The 19,352-nt window shown below is 69.7% G+C and carries 14 protein-coding genes and 1 riboswitch; of the genes, 8 read left to right on the top strand and 6 right to left on the bottom strand.

The features are described 5' to 3' along the window. Positions 1 to 38: 38 nt before the first annotated feature. A complete protein-coding gene (locus NE235_RS02520) occupies positions 39 to 353 on the bottom strand; it encodes a DMT family transporter (protein ID WP_252799020.1) in 315 nt (104 codons plus the stop codon). Between the two features lie 34 nt (positions 354 to 387). After that, positions 388 to 452: riboswitch (guanidine-III (ykkC-III) riboswitch) on the bottom strand. Between the two features lie 177 nt (positions 453 to 629). On the opposite strand from NE235_RS02520, the gene NE235_RS02515 reads away from it, so the two are divergent. Beyond that, complete coding sequence (locus NE235_RS02515; RefSeq protein WP_252799019.1) at positions 630 to 2,891, top strand: P-loop NTPase family protein; 2,262 nt, start codon at positions 630 to 632, stop codon at positions 2,889 to 2,891. Between the two features lie 5 nt (positions 2,892 to 2,896). On the opposite strand, the gene mscL is transcribed toward NE235_RS02515, so the two are convergent. Together mscL and NE235_RS02505 are read right to left on the bottom strand one after the other, a co-directional pair. Next, positions 2,897 to 3,346, bottom strand: coding sequence for a large conductance mechanosensitive channel protein MscL (mscL, locus tag NE235_RS02510; RefSeq protein WP_252799018.1), 450 nt, complete (start codon positions 3,344 to 3,346; stop codon positions 2,897 to 2,899). A 191-nt stretch (positions 3,347 to 3,537) separates the two neighbouring features. After that, complete coding sequence (locus NE235_RS02505; RefSeq protein WP_252799017.1) at positions 3,538 to 4,656, bottom strand: endonuclease/exonuclease/phosphatase family protein; 1,119 nt, start codon at positions 4,654 to 4,656, stop codon at positions 3,538 to 3,540. A gap of 245 nt (positions 4,657 to 4,901) precedes the next feature. Between NE235_RS02505 and NE235_RS02500 the strand changes: the two genes are divergently transcribed. The 4 genes from NE235_RS02500 (at position 4,902) to NE235_RS02485 (ending at position 10,989) form a co-directional block, all read left to right on the top strand. Further along, positions 4,902 to 6,344, top strand: coding sequence for a hypothetical protein (locus tag NE235_RS02500; protein WP_252799016.1), 1,443 nt, complete (start codon positions 4,902 to 4,904; stop codon positions 6,342 to 6,344). 7 nt (positions 6,345 to 6,351) lie between these two features. Then, positions 6,352 to 9,246 (top strand): DEAD/DEAH box helicase, encoded by a 2,895-nt coding sequence (locus tag NE235_RS02495; RefSeq protein WP_252799015.1) that lies wholly within the window; start codon positions 6,352 to 6,354, stop codon positions 9,244 to 9,246. Further along, positions 9,243 to 10,427 carry a hypothetical protein gene (locus NE235_RS02490; protein ID WP_252799014.1) on the top strand — a complete coding sequence of 395 codons (1,185 nt, stop codon included), beginning with the start codon at positions 9,243 to 9,245 and terminating at the stop codon, positions 10,425 to 10,427. The genes NE235_RS02495 and NE235_RS02490 overlap by 4 nt, the downstream gene beginning before the upstream one ends. Positions 10,428 to 10,530: 103 nt before the next feature. Then, positions 10,531 to 10,989 (top strand): DUF488 domain-containing protein, encoded by a 459-nt coding sequence (locus NE235_RS02485; RefSeq protein ID WP_252799013.1) that lies wholly within the window; start codon positions 10,531 to 10,533, stop codon positions 10,987 to 10,989. Here NE235_RS02485 and NE235_RS02480 read toward each other — a convergent pair. Continuing rightward, complete coding sequence (locus tag NE235_RS02480; RefSeq protein WP_252799012.1) at positions 10,983 to 11,828, bottom strand: hypothetical protein; 846 nt, start codon at positions 11,826 to 11,828, stop codon at positions 10,983 to 10,985. The two genes, NE235_RS02485 and NE235_RS02480, sit on opposite strands and share 7 nt — an antisense overlap. Positions 11,829 to 12,125: 297 nt before the next feature. Between NE235_RS02480 and NE235_RS02475 the strand changes: the two genes are divergently transcribed. Then, the gene (locus tag NE235_RS02475; protein ID WP_252799011.1) at positions 12,126 to 13,211 is read left to right on the top strand and encodes an HNH endonuclease; all 1,086 of its coding nucleotides are present in this window, start codon (positions 12,126 to 12,128) and stop codon (positions 13,209 to 13,211) included. Between the two features lie 73 nt (positions 13,212 to 13,284). Here NE235_RS02475 and NE235_RS02470 read toward each other — a convergent pair whose 3' ends face one another. Then, entirely contained in the window at positions 13,285 to 15,138 is a 1,854-nt protein-coding gene (locus NE235_RS02470; protein ID WP_252799010.1) for a DUF262 domain-containing protein, read from the bottom strand. 62 nt (positions 15,139 to 15,200) lie between these two features. After that, positions 15,201 to 17,345 carry a UvrD-helicase domain-containing protein gene (locus tag NE235_RS02465; RefSeq protein WP_252799009.1) on the bottom strand — a complete coding sequence of 715 codons (2,145 nt, stop codon included), beginning with the start codon at positions 17,343 to 17,345 and terminating at the stop codon, positions 15,201 to 15,203. Between the two features lie 261 nt (positions 17,346 to 17,606). Between NE235_RS02465 and NE235_RS02460 the strand changes: the two genes are divergently transcribed. Next, complete coding sequence (locus NE235_RS02460) at positions 17,607 to 18,122, top strand: DUF4365 domain-containing protein (RefSeq protein ID WP_308206006.1); 516 nt, start codon at positions 17,607 to 17,609, stop codon at positions 18,120 to 18,122. Further along, positions 18,119 to 19,231, top strand: coding sequence for a hypothetical protein (locus tag NE235_RS02455; RefSeq protein WP_252799007.1), 1,113 nt, complete (start codon positions 18,119 to 18,121; stop codon positions 19,229 to 19,231). The genes NE235_RS02460 and NE235_RS02455 overlap by 4 nt, the downstream gene beginning before the upstream one ends. Positions 19,232 to 19,352 lie beyond the last annotated feature (121 nt).

Here is a 19,352-nt window from a genome sequence, read left to right as displayed (position 1 = left end):
TTTGAGGCCCTGGGCATCGATCGGACCCGGACGTGGCGTCAGTGCAGGAACTTCAGCCCCACGACCCCGCCGATGATCAGTGCCAGGCAGACCAGGCGGGCGGCGGTGGCCGGCTCCCCGAGGACGGCCATCCCGTACACGGCCGTGCCGACGGCCCCGATCCCCACCCACACCGCGTACCCGGTGCCGATCGGGATGCCGCGCAGCGCGTACGACAGGCCGGCCATGCTGGCGATCAGCGCGGCGAAGAACAGGGCGCTCGGCCGCAGGCGGGTGAGGCCGTGCGAGGACGACAGGGCGGCGGCCCAGACGGTCTCCATGAGACCCGAGACGATGAGGACGATCCACGCCACGACGACGTACCTCCGCGGAGAAGACGGGCTTGTGCCTACGTCGTCTTGTCCTGACCGGGTACGACGTGCTCGTCCGGGGCCGGCCCCGGGCAGGTCACGAGGCGGCCGATCCCGAGGTTAGCAAGCGCGGACGCGGGCCGGGCCACCGCCGGCCGCCCCGCTCGGGCGGCGGGCTCGGAGGACTCACAGGGCTGCGCCGCGATGCGAGCGCTGGCGACCCCGACTGCGGCGGCATAGGGTGCTGGCGATCACGCTTGCCCGTGCGCGGGAGGACTCGTGACCGTTGCCGCCCTGAACGATCCGGCGAAGCCCGCCGCCCACGAGCAGAGGATCTACGAGGAGGAGCTGGCCACCGCACTGCGGTCGGCCGAGATCCGGCCGTGGCTCGACGAGGGACTGATCGACGAGGGGACGCTCCGCGCGGCGGCGATCGAGCCGAACGCGGTGCGCGAGGCGTTCGCCACCGTGGCGGACGAGTACGCGCGGCTCCAGCGGCTCTCCGACCGCATCTCCGAACTGCACGCCGAACTGTCCCGGTACCGCCGGCGCATTCCCGACTGGGTCGTCGGGGTCACCGCGGCCGTGGCCGTCCTCGGTATTCCGGTGACGGTCATCTGGGCGGGCCAGGTGACCAGGCTCCTCTACATGATCGTGGTCGTGGCCGTCCTCTCACTCGCGGCCTCACAGCTCACCGGATTCGTCGGCACCCGCGAACATCCCACCCTGGACGAGATGATCCGCGCGAACGAGCTGACCGAGGTGAAGCGGCAGCTGATCGCGAAGGAGAAGGCGCTGCGGCGGCAGCTGCGGGCGACGATGGACGAGCGGGCCGCGGCCGAGTCAGAGTGGCGTTCGGCGCTGCGGGAACGGGCGATCGTCCCGCTGCTCCGGCTCGCGGTCAACGAGACGCTCGACGGCGGCTCGTCCACGACGCTCGTGGTCCGGGACCGGCGGGGCCTCGGCAGCACCCCCGACCCCGCGCGCACGATCGACACCACGGCCGCGCCCCGCGTACGGCGCCTGATCGAGGAGATGTCGAGGGCCACGATCGCGGTGGCCGGCCCGCACGGCGTCGGCAAGAGCACCCTGCTGCGGGCGGTGTGCGCCGGACGGTACACCCGCCCCGGTGAGCCACCGGACCTCGCGGTGTCGGTCGCGGCCCCGGTCGGTTACGTGCCGCGAGAGTTCCTCCTGACGCTGTTCGCCGTCGTGTGCCGGGCCGTCCTCGCCGACCAGGGCCGGGAGGCGCCGCCCCCGGCCGTACCGGTCCCGGGCCGACGGCGCGGCCAGGCCCTCGCCCGGATCCCGCCGCTGCTGCCGCCCGTCTGCGGAGCGGCCCTGCTGCTCTGGCGCTGGTGGGACGAGGGCGTCCGGACGGCCCGCCACCACGCCCCGTGGATCGGCGCCGGCCTCCTCGCCGGTTCCCTCGTCTGGTGGCTGACGACCGGAGTCCGCCGCCGGCGCGTTCCCCCGGACGCCGCTCTCGGCGACCGCGCCGTCGAGCACCTGATCCGGCTGCACACCGTACGCAGCATCGCCCGCGGCAACACGGGAACGGCCGCGCTCCCGCTGGGGGCGACCACCCAGCTGACCAGGACCCTCACCGTCACCACGCAGACGCCGACCTATCCGGAGCTCGTCGGGGAGTTCCGCGGGTTCCTCGCCGAGCTGGCCGCCCACCTGCGCGGACACGGCCGTCGCCTGATCATCGCCATCGACGAGGTCGACCGCATCGGAAGCAAGGCGCCCGAGTTCCTGCAGGAGCTCAAGGCCGTCTTCGGCGTGCCGAACTGCTTCTTCCTCGTCTCGGTCGCCGACGACCTGGCCACCGGCTTCGCCGGCCGCGCCACGCCCGCGGTCGACTCCCTGGAAAGCGCGTTCGACGAACTCGTACGGATGAACTTCCTCACGTGGCGGGAGAGCAGGGACCTGCTGCAGCGCCGCGTCATCGGGCTGCCCACCCCGTACGCGCTGCTGTGCCACATCCTGAGCGGCGGCGTCGCACGGGAGCTGATCCGTACGACGCGGCGCCTGCTGTGGACGTACGACGCGCGTTCGGTCTCCGATCTGCCGTCCCTGGCGATGGCCGTGGCCGATGAGGACCTGGCCGAGCGCATCGACGCCGCGCGGTCGGCCGCCTGCCTCACGAGCGGATCCTCGGACCCCGGCGACGGGCGGGACGCGCTGCTGCGGGAGCTGGACGACGCCGAGCGGGAGATCCGCCGTGCCGACGAGCGGGGCTGGCGGGCGGCACGCCTTCGCCTGGCCGCTCCCCGGCAGTGGCCGGACGACGCCCAGGATTCCCGCACGCGCTGGGAGTCGATCGCGGCACGCGCCTACCTCCACGTCACCGCCGTCGAACTGCTCACCACTTGGGCCGGGGACGGCCTTTCGCCGAGCGCTCATCCACAGGATGTGGAAGAACTGGCGACCCTGGCACGCCTGTGCACAACGGCCCCGGCCCTGACCCACCGGCGACTCGACGAACTACGGCAACGCCACGCCCTCGCGCCGGCGGTGCCGGACGCCCGGCCCTGACGGGGTCAGCGCGGGGGCACGGTGCTCCGCGGATCGGTGGAGGAGTTCCCCTGGTCCGTGGCGTCGAGGCGTTCCCGGAGCAGGTCCCGGATCTCCCGGAGCAGCTCGACGTCGGCGGGCTCCGCCGGGCCGGGCTCCTCGCCGCGCTTACGGCGCTCCCGCAGCTCGTTCATCGGCAGGATGAACAGGAAGTACAGCACCGCGGCCACGAGCAGGAAGTTGATCGCGGCGTTGATCACCGCACCGAGGTCGACGAACGTCGACGGGTTGTGCGGCCAGACCCGGAAGCCCAGCCCCTGCGCCGCGTTGGCGCCGCCGAGGGCGTTGATGATCGGCTGGATGACGCCCTTGGTGACCGCGGTGACGATCGCCGTGAACGCCGTGCCGATCACGACGGCGACGGCCAGTTCGATGACGTTGCCGCGAGAGATGAAGTCCTTGAACCCCTTGAGCACCTGTTCTCCCTTATAGACAGCGCGGTATACCCGTGATCGGACCGGCGCGCTACAGGCTCGCGGTTCGGTCTAGCGGGGGTCAAGGCATCCTACGGAACACTTATCGTCACGGTCTCGTCCGGTTCCGCGACCACCCGCCACGAAGCGCGGATCCGCGGAGCCCGGACCGGAACCGGCGCTTCCTGGCGGGGTCACCAGCCGATTCGGGCCGCCACCGGGAGGTGGTCGCTGCCGGTGGCCGGAAGCACCCACGAACGCACCGGCCGCACGCCTCGGGTGAGGATCTGGTCGACCCGCACCATCGGAAACTTCGCCGGCCAGGTGAACCCGAAGCCGTCCCCGGCCACGTCCTGGGCCGAACGCAGCCGTGAGATGAGGCCGGCGAACACGCGGTCGTCCATGGTGCCGTTCAGGTCACCGAGCAGCACGATCCGCGAGTTCTGCTCGGCGACGATGGCCTTGGCGAGCGCGTGCGCGCCGACGTTCCGCTCGCTCGTCCAGAAGCCCTTCCTGGGCATCACGCGTACGGACCCCAGATGGGCCACGTACACCGCCAGCGGTCCGCGGTCCGTGGCCACGGTGGTGCGCAGCGCCCGGGTCTTGTTCATCGCCGGGTCGCCACCGATGTCGAGCGGCCGGATGTCCGACAGCGGCAGCCTGCTCCACAGCCCGACGTTGCCCTGGACCGAGTGGTACGGGTACGCCTCCCCCAGCACCTTCTCGTACGTGACCGTGGCCTGCCGGGCGCGCAGCTCGGTGGCGTCGACCAGCAGCCGCGCGTCGTTCTGCGCCAGCTCCTCCAGCGCCACCACGTCCGCCCCAGAGGCGATCAGGGCGCGGGCGGTCCCGGCCGGGTCGGCGTTGTCGGCGCTGACGTTGTGGCTGACCACCGTTAGGTCGCCGCCCGGGTGGGACTTGTCAACGAGCAGCCCGCCGAAGAGGCTCAGCCACACCGTGACCGGCAGCAGGAGCGCGGCCACCGCGGAGGCGGAGCGGCGCCACAGCGCCCCGGCCAGCAGCACCGGAATGAACACACCGAACCACGGCAGGAAGGTCTCCACCAGGCTGCCGAGATTCCCGATCCCGTTCGGGACCAGCGCGTGCAGCAGCATGACCAGGCCCAGCAGCAACGCCAGCGCCGCGAGAACCAGTCCACGCTTCCAAGGCCCTGGCCGACAGCCGATGCGGATCACCCGGCGGATGCCCGCATACCCAGCACCAGAGTCGGTATCGGACAGGGCGGCGCCGCCCTGTCCGGTCTGCGCCGTATCCACCTGCGCCATCGTCTGTTCGCGCTCACCGCCGGTCACTGCGGCATCCTCGGGGGTTCGAGCCATACCGCCCAGTCAAGGCGACGTGGTGTTGCGAGAACGTATGCAATCCCCGATTTGCCGCCGGCACGCGCCTGATCCGCCGCTGGCCGAGGCTTACGGCGGGTGACCTGGCGGAAGTCGGCTGAGGGACGATCAGGGCGGCAATCGATCATTTATTCTGCTGGGGAACGGCGGTCGGTGATGTGGGTGGGGGTCGAATGCGGCGTGCCGCGTGGGATGAGGTGACACGCACCGTCCGGGAGGAGCCCAGCCTGTTACGACGGCTGCCCGCGTCCGGGATCCTCGTTCTCCTGGCGTCGTCCGCGCTCAGTCCCGTCCTGGAGGCAGGGCTGAGTGGCGCCTCGGTGACCGAGGCGATCGCCAGTGTCGCGGGGAACGTCGGCAGCGGCTACCTGACGAACCTCATCACCAATGTCGCAGCGCGCGTGCGCGGCGGCGGATCGTCCGATATCGGCGAGGCCAAGCGGCTGCTGACCGACGAACTACAGGCCGCCCTCGACAAGGGTGACGCCCGTGCGAACGAGCTGAACGACTCGCTCATCTCCCTGATTCGCGAGATCGGCGGCCTTGAGGCGGCGACCGATGACCTGCGGGTTCATCTGCTGGCCTGTTTCGAAGAGCTGCATGCGCAAATCCGGGAACGCGACGCCGAACGGCAGCAGCAGGACCGGCGCCGGGACGCCGCGCAGCGCCACCACGACCGGCAGGTGCAGAAGCAGCTTCAGGAGATCCTCGAGCTGCTTCGTTTCCTCATGCGTGACGCCGGTGACCCGGCCAGCCCGCCGACTCACCCGGTCTTCACTCCGGTGGTCGTGCCGTCGGCTGCAGGAACGAGCACGCGCGCCGGCACCGCGTGGGAGGGCGGGATCGAGCACACCGTCGGTGACCGTGTCTATCTGCTACGCGATGTCCTGCTCGACGAGCGCCCGCACCAGGACGGCGCGGTCTTCCGCCAAGCCCAGGCACTGCGGACCATCCCACACGGCGGCCCGGACCGTTACGTCTGGTTGCGGCAGGTCCGGGCGAATCCGGATCTGCCGGAGGGGCGCCGTGCGCTCCGGGCGCTGGACCGGGAGCGGAGGCTCCTGTCCCGGCTCCGCGAACCACGTCTCAGCCAGTACGTGGCGGACGGGCACACGGCCACCATCGCCGTGGTCTGGCCGGTGTCCCGGCGGAACGGCACCGCGAAGCCGCTTTCGCCGTCCGACCCGCCGGGGCTGTTCTCCCTCCTCGGCGGCCTGGCAGGGCTGTGTGACACGCTGGCAGGGCTGCACGCGTTAGGCGCGACGCATCGCCTCGTTACGCCGGATCGGATCGTCGTCCACGACGACGGCCGGTTGTCGTTTCTCGATCTCGGCCTGGCGGGTCACGATCCCGTAGCCGGCGAAAGCACCTCCGACTACCTGGCTCCGGAGCAGCGGCGGCGCGGCAGCGCCCGGCCCGGCCCGTACACCGACGTCTACCAGCTCGCCGCGCTCGCCTATCACCTGGTGACCGGACATCCGCCCCACCCGCGGACCCCGCTGCCCGTAGGCGGCCAGGCACCCGGCCTTCCTGCGCCCGCAGGCGCGGCCATCGACGCCGCGCTGAGCGCCGGTCCCGACGCACGCCCCACAGCCCCTTCGCTCGGTGCCGCGCTCCGGGCGGCCCGCGACCAGCTCTGAGGAACGCATGCCGAACGTCGATCTCCCCGGCCCGCTCGTCCTCGTGCCGAGCCCGAAACTGGACACCTCCCTCCGCGAGCACCGTGACCGTGCTTGGCTGCCCGCCGGTGCCGAGGCTCTCATCAAGGACCTGAACGCCCGGCCGGGCGGCATCCCGGTGACGCTGGCCGAGCCGAGGGCCGCCGGCAAGGACTGGGGCATGCTCGTCTACGGCCGGACGTACGTCGCCCTGATGTACGTCTCGAAGCGCGGCGACGCCTACTTCGTCGCGTCGGTCCGCCCGTTGTGGAAGACCGACCACAGGAACCTCGTGAACGGCCATCTGATACTGCGCCCACGCGGCTGGCGGCTCGCGTACGAGTTCCGCCGGGTGCCTGAGGGGATGAGCGCGCACTGGCCGGCCATCGACCGCGCGTGGCAGGACCTGCTGGCCGAGCAGGCCGCCCGGCAGGGCGCGCCCCGGTTGGATGACGAGCGGTCCGCCTACCTCGCGACGCTGAGTGCGCTGGTCGACGCGGAGCAGCGGATACGGACCGAGACGGCGCCGCGGATGTACCCGTACCGGGCGGTCGCGCCGACCGGTGACCGGCGCTACGGCACGAACGCCTTCTACGACTTCGACCTCGTCGGTGGGCAGGTGCCGGAGGAGCGGACGTTCGTGCAGGTCCACGGCGAACCGGAGCTGCGCGGCCAGGTCACGCGTGTCACCGGTGCACGCGCCGCCGTCCGCTTCCACCAGGCGGTCGGCTGGGATCGGGTCCAGGGCCAGGGCGAGCTGGAGGAGACGCCGAACAGCACCGTCTACGACAAACAGCGCGAGGCGATCGCGGTGCTCCGTGACGGTCAGGCGCGCAACCCGGGCCTGCTGCCCGCCCTCGTCGACCATGAGGTAGGGCCGATCCCCGCCACCGACGACCGGCCCTCCGAGGCCCTGGACGAGGACCAGACCACCGCGTTCCGCAAGGCGCTGCACGTCCCGGACGTCCTGCTGGTCCTCGGCCCGCCCGGTACCGGCAAGACCCGCACGATCAGCCAGATCGCCGACGCCTGCGCCGAGCGGGGCGAACGGGTCCTGGTCACCTCGAACAGCCACCGCGCTGTCGACAACGTGCTGCCCCGGTTGCCGCGGCACCTCGTGGCGGTGCGCGTCGGCGCCGAGGGGAGCGTGACCAGCGATGGCCAGGCCTACCTGCTGGAACGTCAGGCGTCCGACCTGGTGCAACGGGTGCTTGTGAACACCTCACCCGCCCTCGCCGCCTACACGGACCTCCCGCACGCCGAACGCTGGGCGGCGGAGCTCGACGCGAGCCTCGTACGGCAGGCGGCCGCCGCCGAGGAGGTGCGGCGCGCCGAGGCGGACCTGCGCGCCGCCCGGCAGGCCGCCGGTGGCGCGCTGCGGGACCGCGTCGACGGCCTCGCGGCCGAACTCACCGGCTGCGAGCGCGAGATCGCCCGCGCCCGGGAGCAGATCGAACGATGGTCCACCCGGCGAGACCGCGCGGCGGCACGCGTCACGCTGCCCGTGATCGGCCGGTTCTTCGACGTTCTGCGGCGACGGCACGAGCGGCGGATGACCGCCGGCCGGCAACGGGAGCGCGAGGTGGCGGAGGCCGCCGCCCGTACGCGCGCCGAGCTGGCCGGCGCGGAGCGGGAACTCGAAGCCGTCACCCGCGACGACCCGGCCGTACGGAAGGCGCGCGCGACACACGAAGAGAGCATCCAGCGGCACGGCCGGTGCCGGGAGGAGTCGGTCGCCGCCGCGCGCTTCGTCCACGAGTCCGTACGCGCGGTCCCGGGCGCGGCGTCTCCTCCGGAGGACCCCGGTGAACTGCGGGAGTGGGCGGCCGAATGGCTGCCCGTCCTGTCGGCGCGCGGCAGGCTCCTCGCCGAGTGGCACGAGAAGATCTCCACCGAGACCGATGACCTGTATCCCGAGCTGATCAGGTACGCCGAGGTGGTCGCCGCGACCTGCATCGGCGCGGCGTCCCGGCCCGAGTTGGCGGACGTGGACTTCGACGTCGCCATCGTCGACGAGGCCGGCCAGATCGGCACGAACACCGCGCTCGTCCCGCTGGTCCGCGCCCGGCGGGCGGTGCTGGTCGGCGACCACAAGCAGCTCCCGCCGTTCCTGGACACCGAGCTCGAGGAGTGGGGCGCGGCGGACGACGATCCGCGCGTCCGTGACCTGCTCGCCAAGAGCGTCCTGGAGCTGCTGTGGGACGGTTTTCCCGACAGCCACCGGGTGCTGCTGTCCCGGCAGCGGCGGATGCCCGCCACGATCGGCGACTTCATCTCGGCGGAGTTCTACGGCGGCCGGTTGCGCACGGACGTCCGGCGTGAGCACCGGGACCCGCTGTTCGGCAGCCCGATGGCCTTCATCGACACGTCGGCCCTGCCCACGGCGCAACGGCGGGAACAGCGCACCGGCCTCGACCACGTGAACCTGTCCGGCTACACGAACCCGGCCGAAGCCGAGCTCATCGCCCTGCTCGCCGCCTTCTACCACCGGCTGAAGGTCGAGTGGGCGGTCATCCTGCCGTACAAGGCGCAGGTGAAGGACGTCAGGGCGCGCATCGACCGGCTCACCGGGCGTGAGGCGGACACTCTCCTCAACGTCGGCACGGTCGACGCCTTCCAGGGCGGCGAACGCGACGTCATCCTGCACGGCTTCACCCGCAGCAACGAGCGCGGGAACGTCGGCTTCCTGGCCGAACTCCGCCGCGCGAACGTCGCCTTCACCCGGGCCAAGCAGCAACTGGTCCTGGTCGGCGACCTGCGGACGCTGACCGGCGCCCGCGACCCGGGCTTCCGCGCACTCGCCCGCTCCCTGCACGACTACCTTCGCGCCCATGGCGAGATCCGCCCGTACGCCGAGATCCGATCCCTCCTGGGAGACGCGTGAACGACCGCCTGATCCGGTACGGAGAAGACCGCGCCCTGGAGCACGTCGCGTACGTTCTAGGCAGGACGCCGACCCGCATCGTGCGACTGCTGCTCCCGGTGCACCGCGTCGAGGTCGAGGCGACGGTCACCGAGGGCCGCCCGTACGCGCTGATCGACCGCTTCCTCGAACACGGCATCGCCCAGGGCCGCCTGCGGTCCGTCGCAGAGCTGGCCGACTTCCTCTTCCTCGACCCGAACCTCGTGGACCGGGCGATCCGCTTCCTCACCGCGATCGGTCACGTGCAGGAGGCAGGCGGTGTCCTGTCGCTGACCGAGCTCGGGTACCGGTCGGTCCGCGACGACAAGCGGTACGAGAGGGTGGAACGGGACCGGCGCGCCCTGTACTTCGACGGCTTCGGCTCCCGGCCGCTCAGCCGCCAGTATTACGGCTCGGGCCGCGTCACGTTCCTGTCCCTCGCCGACCACCATGACCGGTTCGCCCCGGTCTTGAGCTTCGAGTCCTTCACGCCGAAGGCACTCACCGACCTCGCGCGCGATCCGAAACGCGACCACTACAACCTCCCCGGCCGCGTCGACGATCTGCGGATGCTGCACGTCGAGCAGGTACTCCTGCCGGCGTACATCGTCCGCACGCTCGGACCGGAACGTGACCGCTACGTCGCCTACACACAGATCGGCGAGGAGGACGACGCCGAGATCACCGCCCTGTACGGGAGCACCCCCGAGGTGGCGTCGCTGCTGGAGCTGGGGGAGAACGCGAGCGAAGGCGGCCTGGACCTCGCCTACGCCCGGAAGTGGCTGGCGAAGAGGGGCCTGGGCGAGTTCGAGCCGAAGCGCCGCGCCGATGGCACGTGGCAGCTCGTCCTTCCCGCCACGGCGTTCGGCCGGGCAGGCGGGGAGAACGGCCTGTCGGTGTTCAAGGTGGGCTCCTTCATCGTGCTCGGCAGCGACCTGATCCACGTCTGGTGCCCCGACGAGAAGCTGAGGACCGACGTGCTGCTGAAACGCATGGACGCCTTCGTCTCCCAGCGGTCGCGTGTCGGCGCGTCCGACGTCGAGGCATTGCTGTCCCGGCTCACGCGCCAGCTGCAGCTCGGGCCGATCGACCTACCGGGTCTTCGCCACATGGCCGCAAACGCCGGCCTCCACGGTCTCGCAGCCCAGCTCTCTGAGTTCTGATGGGTTTTCGAGGACCAGACGATCTGTGCTGCACGCGTGTTATAGATAGTGCATCATTACCGGGCGCTGGACCAACGTGAGACACAGTGGGAGGCTGGCGATCATGGCCCCAGGGGAGCAACGCACCGGTGTCATCGGCATGGGCTACGAGGGGCAGGATCTGAACACCTTCATCGAGAAGGTGCTGGCCAACGGGGTGTCGACGGTGGTGGATGTACGCCTTAACCCGATTTCCCGGAAAAGGGGGTTCAGCAAGCGAGCGTTCGCGGCGGCACTCGCCGAGCATGGCGTCGGCTACCTGCACGCGCGAGAGCTGGGCAACCCCAAATGGAATCGGCCAGGGTTCGGCGGGTCGGCATCTGAGCTTTCAGCAGCCCGCGCGATTTTCGCTGATCAGATCTCCGCACCGATTTGCCTCGCCCAACTCGACGAGATCGCGAAGTCCGCAGCGACGGGTCTTGCGGCCGTCGTCTGCTTCGAGGCCGACGAGCGCCGATGCCACCGCTATGTGGTCCTCGATCGGCTGCGTACCCGTCTCGCGGAGTTGGTTCCCGCTCACTGACGTCGTGGGTACGCCACGCCCAGCACGCTGAACACGTGCTGGTTCTTGGCCTGGTTGCCGACGAAGAACATCACGTCGCGATCGGGGGCGCACATTTCCTCCAGCCATCGCCGACGCAGCAGCCTCTTCGCTTCGGCGTCGTCGCGATCGGTCAGGCGACGCTGGTGCGCGACCCATTCCCAATCGAGCAGTCCTTGGCGGTGGCCTTTGCAGCCGGCCGCCTGGCATCGGTAGCGGTACCACGCTTTGAACCTCGGCGCCTCCAACGCCGTTCGGGGACCTGCGCTTCCGAGCACTTCCTGGCTGACGTACCGATCGATCTTCGTCCGTTCCTCCGGCGTCCATCCTGGGTGCGATTGGATGTGCAGGTCACCGACGTCTCGGGGCCGGACCACGCCGAGGGACCTGGCAGGCGGGCCGGTCCGGACCGCCGCCAGCATCCCGCACATGGATTCATCGATGTGATCGGTTATGAACGCGAGGCGGTGCTTCCACTCCCTCAGGTGCCCTTCCTTCTTCAAGGTGGTCACCAGCGGTCGCCAACTCTCTCGCCGTGGATCGCGATGGTTGGGCCTCGCGTCCAAGGACACGATGTCGTACTTGTGAAACTGATCCGGCTTATCGAGCTCACGGAAGTTGATCGGATACAGCCTCACCCATCCAGGGCTTTCGAAGTCCAGCCGGAGAGCTGCGACGCACACCGTCTCCCCGTAGTTCGAGGACGGGTTCGGCGCAGCCTTCACCGTGATCAGGACTCTCATTCGTTGCACCTGGTCACCAGGCGGCTTGGCCGGCTGCGCACCCGGATCCGGCGCGAACAACGACGGCTGGTCCACCATAAGGAGCTCCTTCGGACAGCATTTGCTCGACCAGGAGTAGCCACCGCAGCGGAGATCTGTGTTGCTTCATTCGTAACCGACCCAACGTGATCTGTCAGCTTCCGCATCTGGCCAACATCATGAGAAGTCGAAGGCAGGTCGCTGCGCCGAACTGCTGCTCCGGGTAAACGGCAGCTCACCTCAAGCACCGGCCCACCCACCGTCGAAGACACCGGAAAGTCTCGGTAACCGGCGATTCGCACGTGCGACGAGAGAACGTGCCGGGCGCACACGTCACCCAGCCGCAGGGCCCTGTTGATGGCGCGACTCCAGCTTTCTGTCCTATTTCTGACGTATTGTTCAGCCATGGCGATAGGGGATGTCACGACCGATGCCGTTCTGTCAGTGAAGGCAGAGTTCGACCGTTCTGGGCGAAGGGCCGTCCCTAAGAAGTACGGCGATCGGCCGGACCGGCAGATTGCTGCCGAGGTCGCGTCGACGATCGGCGGCCTCAAGCGGGCATTCACCGACGGCAAGCCGATGCTCAAGCAGGCCGTCGCCCTGCTGTGGGCGATCGGCTGCGCCCGTGCAGGCAAGCCTCGCCTGCTGAGCTGGCCCGAGACGGTCGCGGAATTGAAGCCCCTATTGGAGACCTACCGACGTGATGGCGAAGGCCGGAAGGGCCGCCCGGACTACCCGATCGCCGCGCTCTTCCACGCCGGACTGTGGGACTTGCCCGGTCACAGCGGTGACGTGCCACGTGCCCACGGTGATGCCGAGCTGAGGGCCTGGTTCGCCGACCATTCGTTGCGGGGTGGTCTGCCGGAACCGGTCTACACGCTCGCACGCCGATCGGGCCCGGCGCGGATCGAACTCATCGAGGCCGTGGCGGCACGCTTCTTCGACGACTTCGATGAGGCCGACCTGCTCAGAGCGGTCGGCCTTTACGACGAGGACATCGCCGCAGACGCGACCGCGTCCGGCGGCCCCGCTGAAGAGGTCCCCGACGGAGATCGTGCGGCCGCCTACTCCCGCCTGTGCACGCTGGCCGCCCGCCGAGCGGCCGGGACGTACGGCCGCCGACGCACCTGTGTCTCCCACGATCCGATCCGGCTCGCGACCGCCCGCCGAGCCGTGCTCCTGCGCAGCGAAGGCCGCTGCGAGAACCCCCGATGCGCCAGGCCGGCCCCGGACCTCAACGACCACGGCCGACCGCTCCTCGAGGTCGACCACGTCGTGGGCCTCGCCGACGGGGGCCGCGACGACCCGGAGCAGATGATCGCGCTTTGCCCCAACTGTCACCGGGTGAAGACCCACGGACGGACCCGCCATGAGCTCATCGTCGCGCTGGCGCGTACGGCGAAGGAGCGCCACGCCCAGTGGATGACCGGCGGCGACGGCTGACCACGGCAGGTCGTCGGATTCGACGCGAATCCGTGGTCCGCCGCGACCGGCCGTCCCCTGCCTTGCCCCGCTGTCAGACCTCCAGCTCGTCCAGATCGGGCCTCACGGCTTCGTCCTCCGGATCGAACATCTCCGGGCCCTCCTCCCGCTCGGCATCGATCAGGTCGTTCTGAACCGGCTTGCCCGTGGCCTGCTCGATGAGGGAGATGATCCTCGCCAGGCGCTTGTCGAAGAAAGCGCTGAAATCATCCGCCCGGAGCTCTGCGGCATCCGCCAGGTGCGTGGCGACGACGGCATCCAGTTGCTCCGACACAATGCCGGCCCGCTTCTCGATCTTCGACAGGTACGCGGACGGCGCGACGCCACCGATGGCGCGGTTGGTCTCCGCCGAGAGCGGGGTCTTGTTGACGATGCTCTCCCGCAGCTCCGGGTCGATGCCGTGGTCGATGCACCACTTCGACGGGAAGATGTGGTGGATGTCCACCTTGAGATCTACGTACTGAACCTTGTCGAGTGCCTTGTCGTACATCCAGTCCTTGGCGCCCTGGGAGAGGATCAGCGCGTAGATGCCCTTGTACGCGGCCGCGTTCCTGGTCCGCAGGGACAGCAGGCGGGAGGCGGCGAAGGTGCAGTCGGCGACGGTCCGGGGCACGGCCGTCTCGGTGCCGCGCGCCCAGCCGGGCACGGATTCGATGTCCCGCACGAAGCGCGTCTCGATCGTCGAGCCGTACAGCTCGCCGAGGATTCCGCACCAGAACCACTGGGCCAGCTTGGCGCGTACGCCGTGCAGGTCGGCGTCGTTGCCGAGGACGACCTTGATCGCCGCGAGCGGGACGAGCTGCTTCGGGTACGGGATGAACTTGGTCTCGAAGATGTGGTGGTCGGCGAGGAAGGTCGCGGTCCAGATGAAGGCGTCGCGGACGGGCTGAACCCATTCCAGGTAGTCGTCCAGGCTCAGCTTGAGCAGGTCCTCCTTCCGGGCGGAGACGGCGCGCGGCCGGTCGGAGGTGTCCGCCTTGGCGCGCTTGAGGGTCGCGAGGAGGCTCACGGCCTGGAGGAAGTCGGTGTTCTCCACCGAGGACAGGACGGGATACGGGGCGAAGGCCTGCTGCGTGGCCTGCCAGTCGTCGTTGAGCCGGAAGTCGGTGCCGTGGGTGTCGTAGTACTTCTTGTCGCCGGCGAAGGTCGCGGTGAGGAGTTCGAACACGTTGAGGGGCAGGCCGCCCGTATTCACCTTCTCGAAGACGGTGGCGACGGCCGCCTTGGTGGTCGTCTTGTCGAGTTCGATGGCGGGGATGGTGTACTTCAGGCAGGGCTCGATGACCTTGGCGTGGAACGTACTGGCCTGCTCCTTGTCCTCGCAGGCGAAGAGCCAGTTGACGGTCTCCGCTCCGGCGAAGAGAAGGCGCGCGGGGAAGTAACCCTCGGCGCGCTCTCGCTCAGGGGTGGACAGATCGCGCACGATGTCCTTGCCGAAGTTGCGCCGCAGGACACCGTCGCCGGGCATGGCGATGACCGCCTCGTCCATCCGGTCCTCGCCGAGCAGCGCGGTCTTCATGTGGATGTAGTAGCGGCGGTCCATGAGCTTGCCGCGGCTGTCCTTGGTGTGGACGACGCCGTCACCCGTCAACGCCTGCGTGAGGGACGTGAGCCGTTGCTGGCCGTCGAGAAGCAGCAGGTTGGGTTCCGTGCTGCCGGGGAGGGCGACGCCTTCGATGGCGCGTGGCTTGAAGCGGATCTGGTCGTTGCCCGTCTCCAGCATCATGACGACACCGAGCGGATGCCCGCGAAGAATCGTGACAAGAAGCTGGCGGATGCGCTCGTCGTCCCACTTGTAACCGCGCTGGAAGTCGGGGAGTTGGAGGGAGCCGCTCGTAGTCCACTCCAGGTATTTGGCCAGCGAGTGGAGAGGAGTCTGGAAGCCCAAAGTCACTCATCCTTTCGGGAACGTGGGTTGCTACGAGCTGTGGTGCGGGTCGAACGGCGGGGTCAGTGGGGCCGTGTGGCGACCGGGATGAAGGTGCTCGGCTTGACGTGCCAGGAGACGTACAGGTCGTCTCGGGCGCGGGTGCAGGCGACGAAGAGGAGTGAGCGTTCGGCGAGCATGTCGACCTCGTGCTGCATCCGGTCGACGTCGGCCGGGGTGACGGCGGGTTCGAACGGGAAGGCGCGGTCGTTGACGCCGATGGCCGCGACGCAGCGGAACTCCAGGCCCTTCATCGCGTGCATGGTCGCGATGCGCACGCCCTCCTTGGAGGGGTCCGGGCCGTCCTTGAGGGCGACCACGGGGATGCCGGCGGCGGCCAGCCGGTCCTTGGCGCGTGCCCCGAACTGGTGGAAGCGCGTCGCGATGGCGATCTCGGACGGTGCGACGCCGTCGTCCACCCAGGAGCGGACCTTGGTGACCAACGCGTCGAGCTCGGCCGCCTGGTTCGTAGCCGGGGTCACGGTCGGGCGGCCACCGTGTAGCGCGGAGCGGTATCCGGCGAGGGTGTCGGAGCCGCCGTCCAGGTCGTCGACCTGCTCGCCGGTCATGATGCCGGACGACCAGGCGAGGATCTCCTGAGTGCTCCGGTAGTTGATCTTCAGTCGGCTCGATCGGCCGACGACGCTGATGCCGAGCGAGCGCAGAGACACGCGGGTGTCGTAGATCCGCTGGTGCGGGTCGCCGGCGATGAACAGGTCGTCCGGTCCCTCGGCGACGACGCCGCGCAGCACCCGCCACTGCGCCGGGTGGAGGTCCTGGGCCTCGTCGACGACGACGTGGTCGTAGCGCGGGCCGGCGGTCTTCAGCAGGTCGGCGGCGTCGGCGCACAGCTGGAGGTACGTCCGCTTCCCCTCGGCGCCGAGCCGGTGGGTGAACTCCTCGATGGCCCGCCAGACCTGTTCGCGCTGCGCGGCCTGGAGCGAGGCGCCGCGGCCGGCCCGGGACGCGCGGAGGTACTCCTCGATCGAGCCGATGCCCTGGGCTAGGACGACGTGCCGGTACTCCAGCGCCAGGAAGTGCTCGTTCCACGGCAGGTCGAGGCGCCGTACGATCCGCTGCCAGCGTTGGCGGGCATCCGCGTCGGCGTCGGGCACCAGGAAGGGTACGGTGCCGTGCTCCGCGACGACCTGGTGGGCGACGGCGTTCACGGTGGTGATGTCGACGCGTCCGAGCAGCGCCGGGTCGTCGACGAGCAGGGCGAGGTTCTCCCGGAGCGAGTCGGCCAGCGCGTTGGTGAACGTCGTCAGGAGGATGCGGGTGTCGTCGTTCTTCTCCAGCAGGTGCTTCACGCGGTGCAGGGCGACGACGGTCTTGCCGGTGCCCGGGCCGCCGGAGACCTGCGCCGGTCCGCTGTACGACGACCGGTAGGCCACCCGGCGCTGCGCCGGGTGCAGGAAGATCCGCCAGGCGCTGAAGGGCTTGGTGAGGATGTCCTCCAGTTCCTTCGGGCCGGACACGAGCGCGATGCGGTCGCGGGTGTTGGCGATCGCGGTGGCCAGGTCGACCGTTTCGGTCGCGGCGGCCTCGGTGGCCGGGCGTCGTACGGACACGACGTCGCGCCAGACCTCGTCCGGGCTGTGGCCCTCCGCGAGGTAGAACAGCACCTCGAACTGGTCCTCGGGGAACAGCGTGGCGAACGCCAGCAGCTGCGGCTTGTCGGTGATCGTGCGTACGGCCGGCAGCACCCCGTCGTCGATGCCGAGGCGGCGCAGCACGGTGTCGGAGTGCTTCTCGAACAGCAGCGACGGCGCCGTCTCGGCCGCGTGCTGGAGCATGGGGGTGAGCTCTTCGATGGCCGCGACGTTGCGCATCTCCAGTCCGCCGGTGGCGGCGTTGACGGTGGCGACCCGTTTCATCGCCCACTCGTACGCGGCGTCGTGCTGCATGACGCGCAGCAGCAGGAACGTCTCGCTTCCGTCGTCGGGGGCGAGGACCACGCCCCGCCAGAACCCTGTGATCCGGATGCTGCGCATCCGCGGGTCGCGCGCCTTGGCGACGGGCTCCAGGTGCAGGCCCTTGTCGGCGTGCAGCTCGGCGACGGTCAGCCGCTGGAACTTGTCCACCGCGTCTCGCACGCCCTGCTTCACCGGTTTCTCCAGGCGCTCGTACTCCTGGAGGAAGCTGATGGCGAAGGCGAGCTGTGGCACTGATCCCCCCGGGCTGCATGATTGACCGTTATGCGAAAACTCAGGGTAATTGATCGATGACGAATCTTCAGCACAGCACGCCGACGAATCGCCCTTTCAGCCCCGCGATGTCCATATCCGGCCACGGACAAAAAAGTCATAACGGTCGGACCGACTTCCGGGGTCCCCGTTGCTTTGCCTTGACGTCGCGTTAAGAGGTGGATTAACGGTAGGACGCTAGAGCCGGATGAGCCGACGCGCGGAGAGGCATCCCACGAGACCGTGGACCGAAACAATCATCAGGGCGGTTACGCGGAGGCCCTCGTCCGGGTGCTGAGCGCCGCCGCCGGCCTGCGGCTCGCCAAGCCGGAGCCCGACCTCGACGGCATCGACTTCTGCCTGTGGCCCGATCGCGTCGGGGCGCTCAGGGGTGCGCGGTCGACGCCCATCAACGTACAGGTGAAGTCCGACTCGGTCGCGGCCGGGAACGCCACCCACTGGCACCACACCCTGAAAGTCCCGCACTTCAACGCCCTCGCCGATCCGGAGACGACCTTCCCGACCTACCTCTTCCTGGTGATCGTTCCGCCGGAGCCACGCCAGTATGTGAGCACGTACCCGGACGGCCTACTGTTGCGCAAGAGCGTGTACTGGCATTCACTGGCGAACGAGAAGCCGGTCGTGAACGCGAAAAAGGACGCGAAGACGAGGGTCGATATTCCCAAGACCAATCTGCTGACCGTAGATTCGCTTCGTACGCTGGTGAACGCTGCCGACCCGGGTGGGGAGCCGTCGTGATCGCGAGCCGCACCGATCTGGAGCGCCTCACGCCGGGCGACATCGAGCGCTACCTGCGTACGTCCGGGTGGCGGCCGGTCGGGGACCTGACCGGCCGCGCGACGATCTGGGCCCTGGAGCCGGACGACCTCGAAGTGATCGTCCCGGTCTCGTCGCGGTTCCGCGACTACCCGCAGCGGGTCAACGACCTCATCCGTACGCTCGCCGAGGCCGAGTCCCGCCCCGAGTCGCAGATCATCCACAGCGTGACCGCATCGTACGTCGACCGGCAGTACATCCGGACGTTCCCCGACGCACCGTCGGGCATGATCTCCGCCGCCGACGCCGCCGAGGCGTTCCAGGGCGTACGCGAGCTGCTGATCGCCGCCGCGTACGCCGAGGAGACCCAACGCGGCGAGCTCGTCCTGCCCCGCCGGAAACCGAAGATCGTCGAGGAGTTCCCGGCGCGCACGCTCGTCACCACCGGGCCGGGCAGCTTCGTCATCGCCACCCACATCGAGCTGCCGCGAAACGACACGCTCTTCCCCGCGACCCCCTTCGAGCGCCGGGCCCTGGTGAAGCTGCGGGAGATGCTGCTCAGCACGCAGGCGGCCGCAGCGGAGGCCGACGAGAACGCCGATCTGTCGCCCTTCGCCGAACGCGTCGACGAAGGGATATCGAAGACACTGTGCCGCGCGCTGGCCCGGCTCGGCGGCACCGATCGTGATCAGCCCGTCGAGATGCGGTTCGCCTGGGCGGAGGACGAGCCGACGGATCTTTCCACCGCCCCTATCCGCTTCGAGGCGGAGCAGATCACGATGCTCAGGCACGCCGCCGACGATCTGGGGCGAAAGGAGACCTCCGAGGAGGCCGTGTTGCACGGTCGGATTCAGGGGCTTCGCAGGGAGGGCCCCGACCAGCCCGGGTGGGCGGTCGTACGAGGTCAGGTCAGCACCAAGCGGGGCGATCTGCAACGGCAGGTCTGGGTGGAGCTACCGTCCGACGACTACGATCGCGCGCTGCGCGCTCACGGTCAGGGCCTCGAAGTCCGTGCCGCCGGCGCCCTCAGACGCACCGGCCGCCGCACCGAGCTGCGACCCGTCAGCTTGTTCCGGGTGCTGCCGACGTGAGGTCCCTACCTCCAGCCCGTACGCCAGACGTCCCGCCTTGCGACCAGAACCGCTGGCCGGCCGACGCCCCGGAGTAGCCGGCCGGTCGGCCTTCGGCACCGGGGCGCATGGGCACCGCCGA

Origin of the sequence: Actinoallomurus spadix, from assembly GCF_024055725.1 — a bacterium.
Classification (GTDB): domain Bacteria; phylum Actinomycetota; class Actinomycetes; order Streptosporangiales; family Streptosporangiaceae; genus Actinoallomurus; species Actinoallomurus spadix.
Note: the sequence above shows the minus strand (reverse complement) of the source record. Positions and strands in the feature narration are given on the sequence as shown.

Excerpts from the sequence above, each read along its gene's own strand:
- NE235_RS02475 (WP_252799011.1), top strand. The coding sequence starts at position 12,126 with ATGGCGCGACTCCAGCTTTCTGTCCTATTTCTGACGTATTGTTCAGCC.
- NE235_RS02485 (WP_252799013.1), top strand. The coding sequence starts at position 10,531 with ATGGCCCCAGGGGAGCAACGCACCGGTGTCATCGGCATGGGCTACGAG.
- NE235_RS02480 (WP_252799012.1), bottom strand. The coding sequence starts at position 11,828 with ATGGTGGACCAGCCGTCGTTGTTCGCGCCGGATCCGGGTGCGCAGCCG.
- NE235_RS02495 (WP_252799015.1), top strand. The coding sequence starts at position 6,352 with ATGCCGAACGTCGATCTCCCCGGCCCGCTCGTCCTCGTGCCGAGCCCG.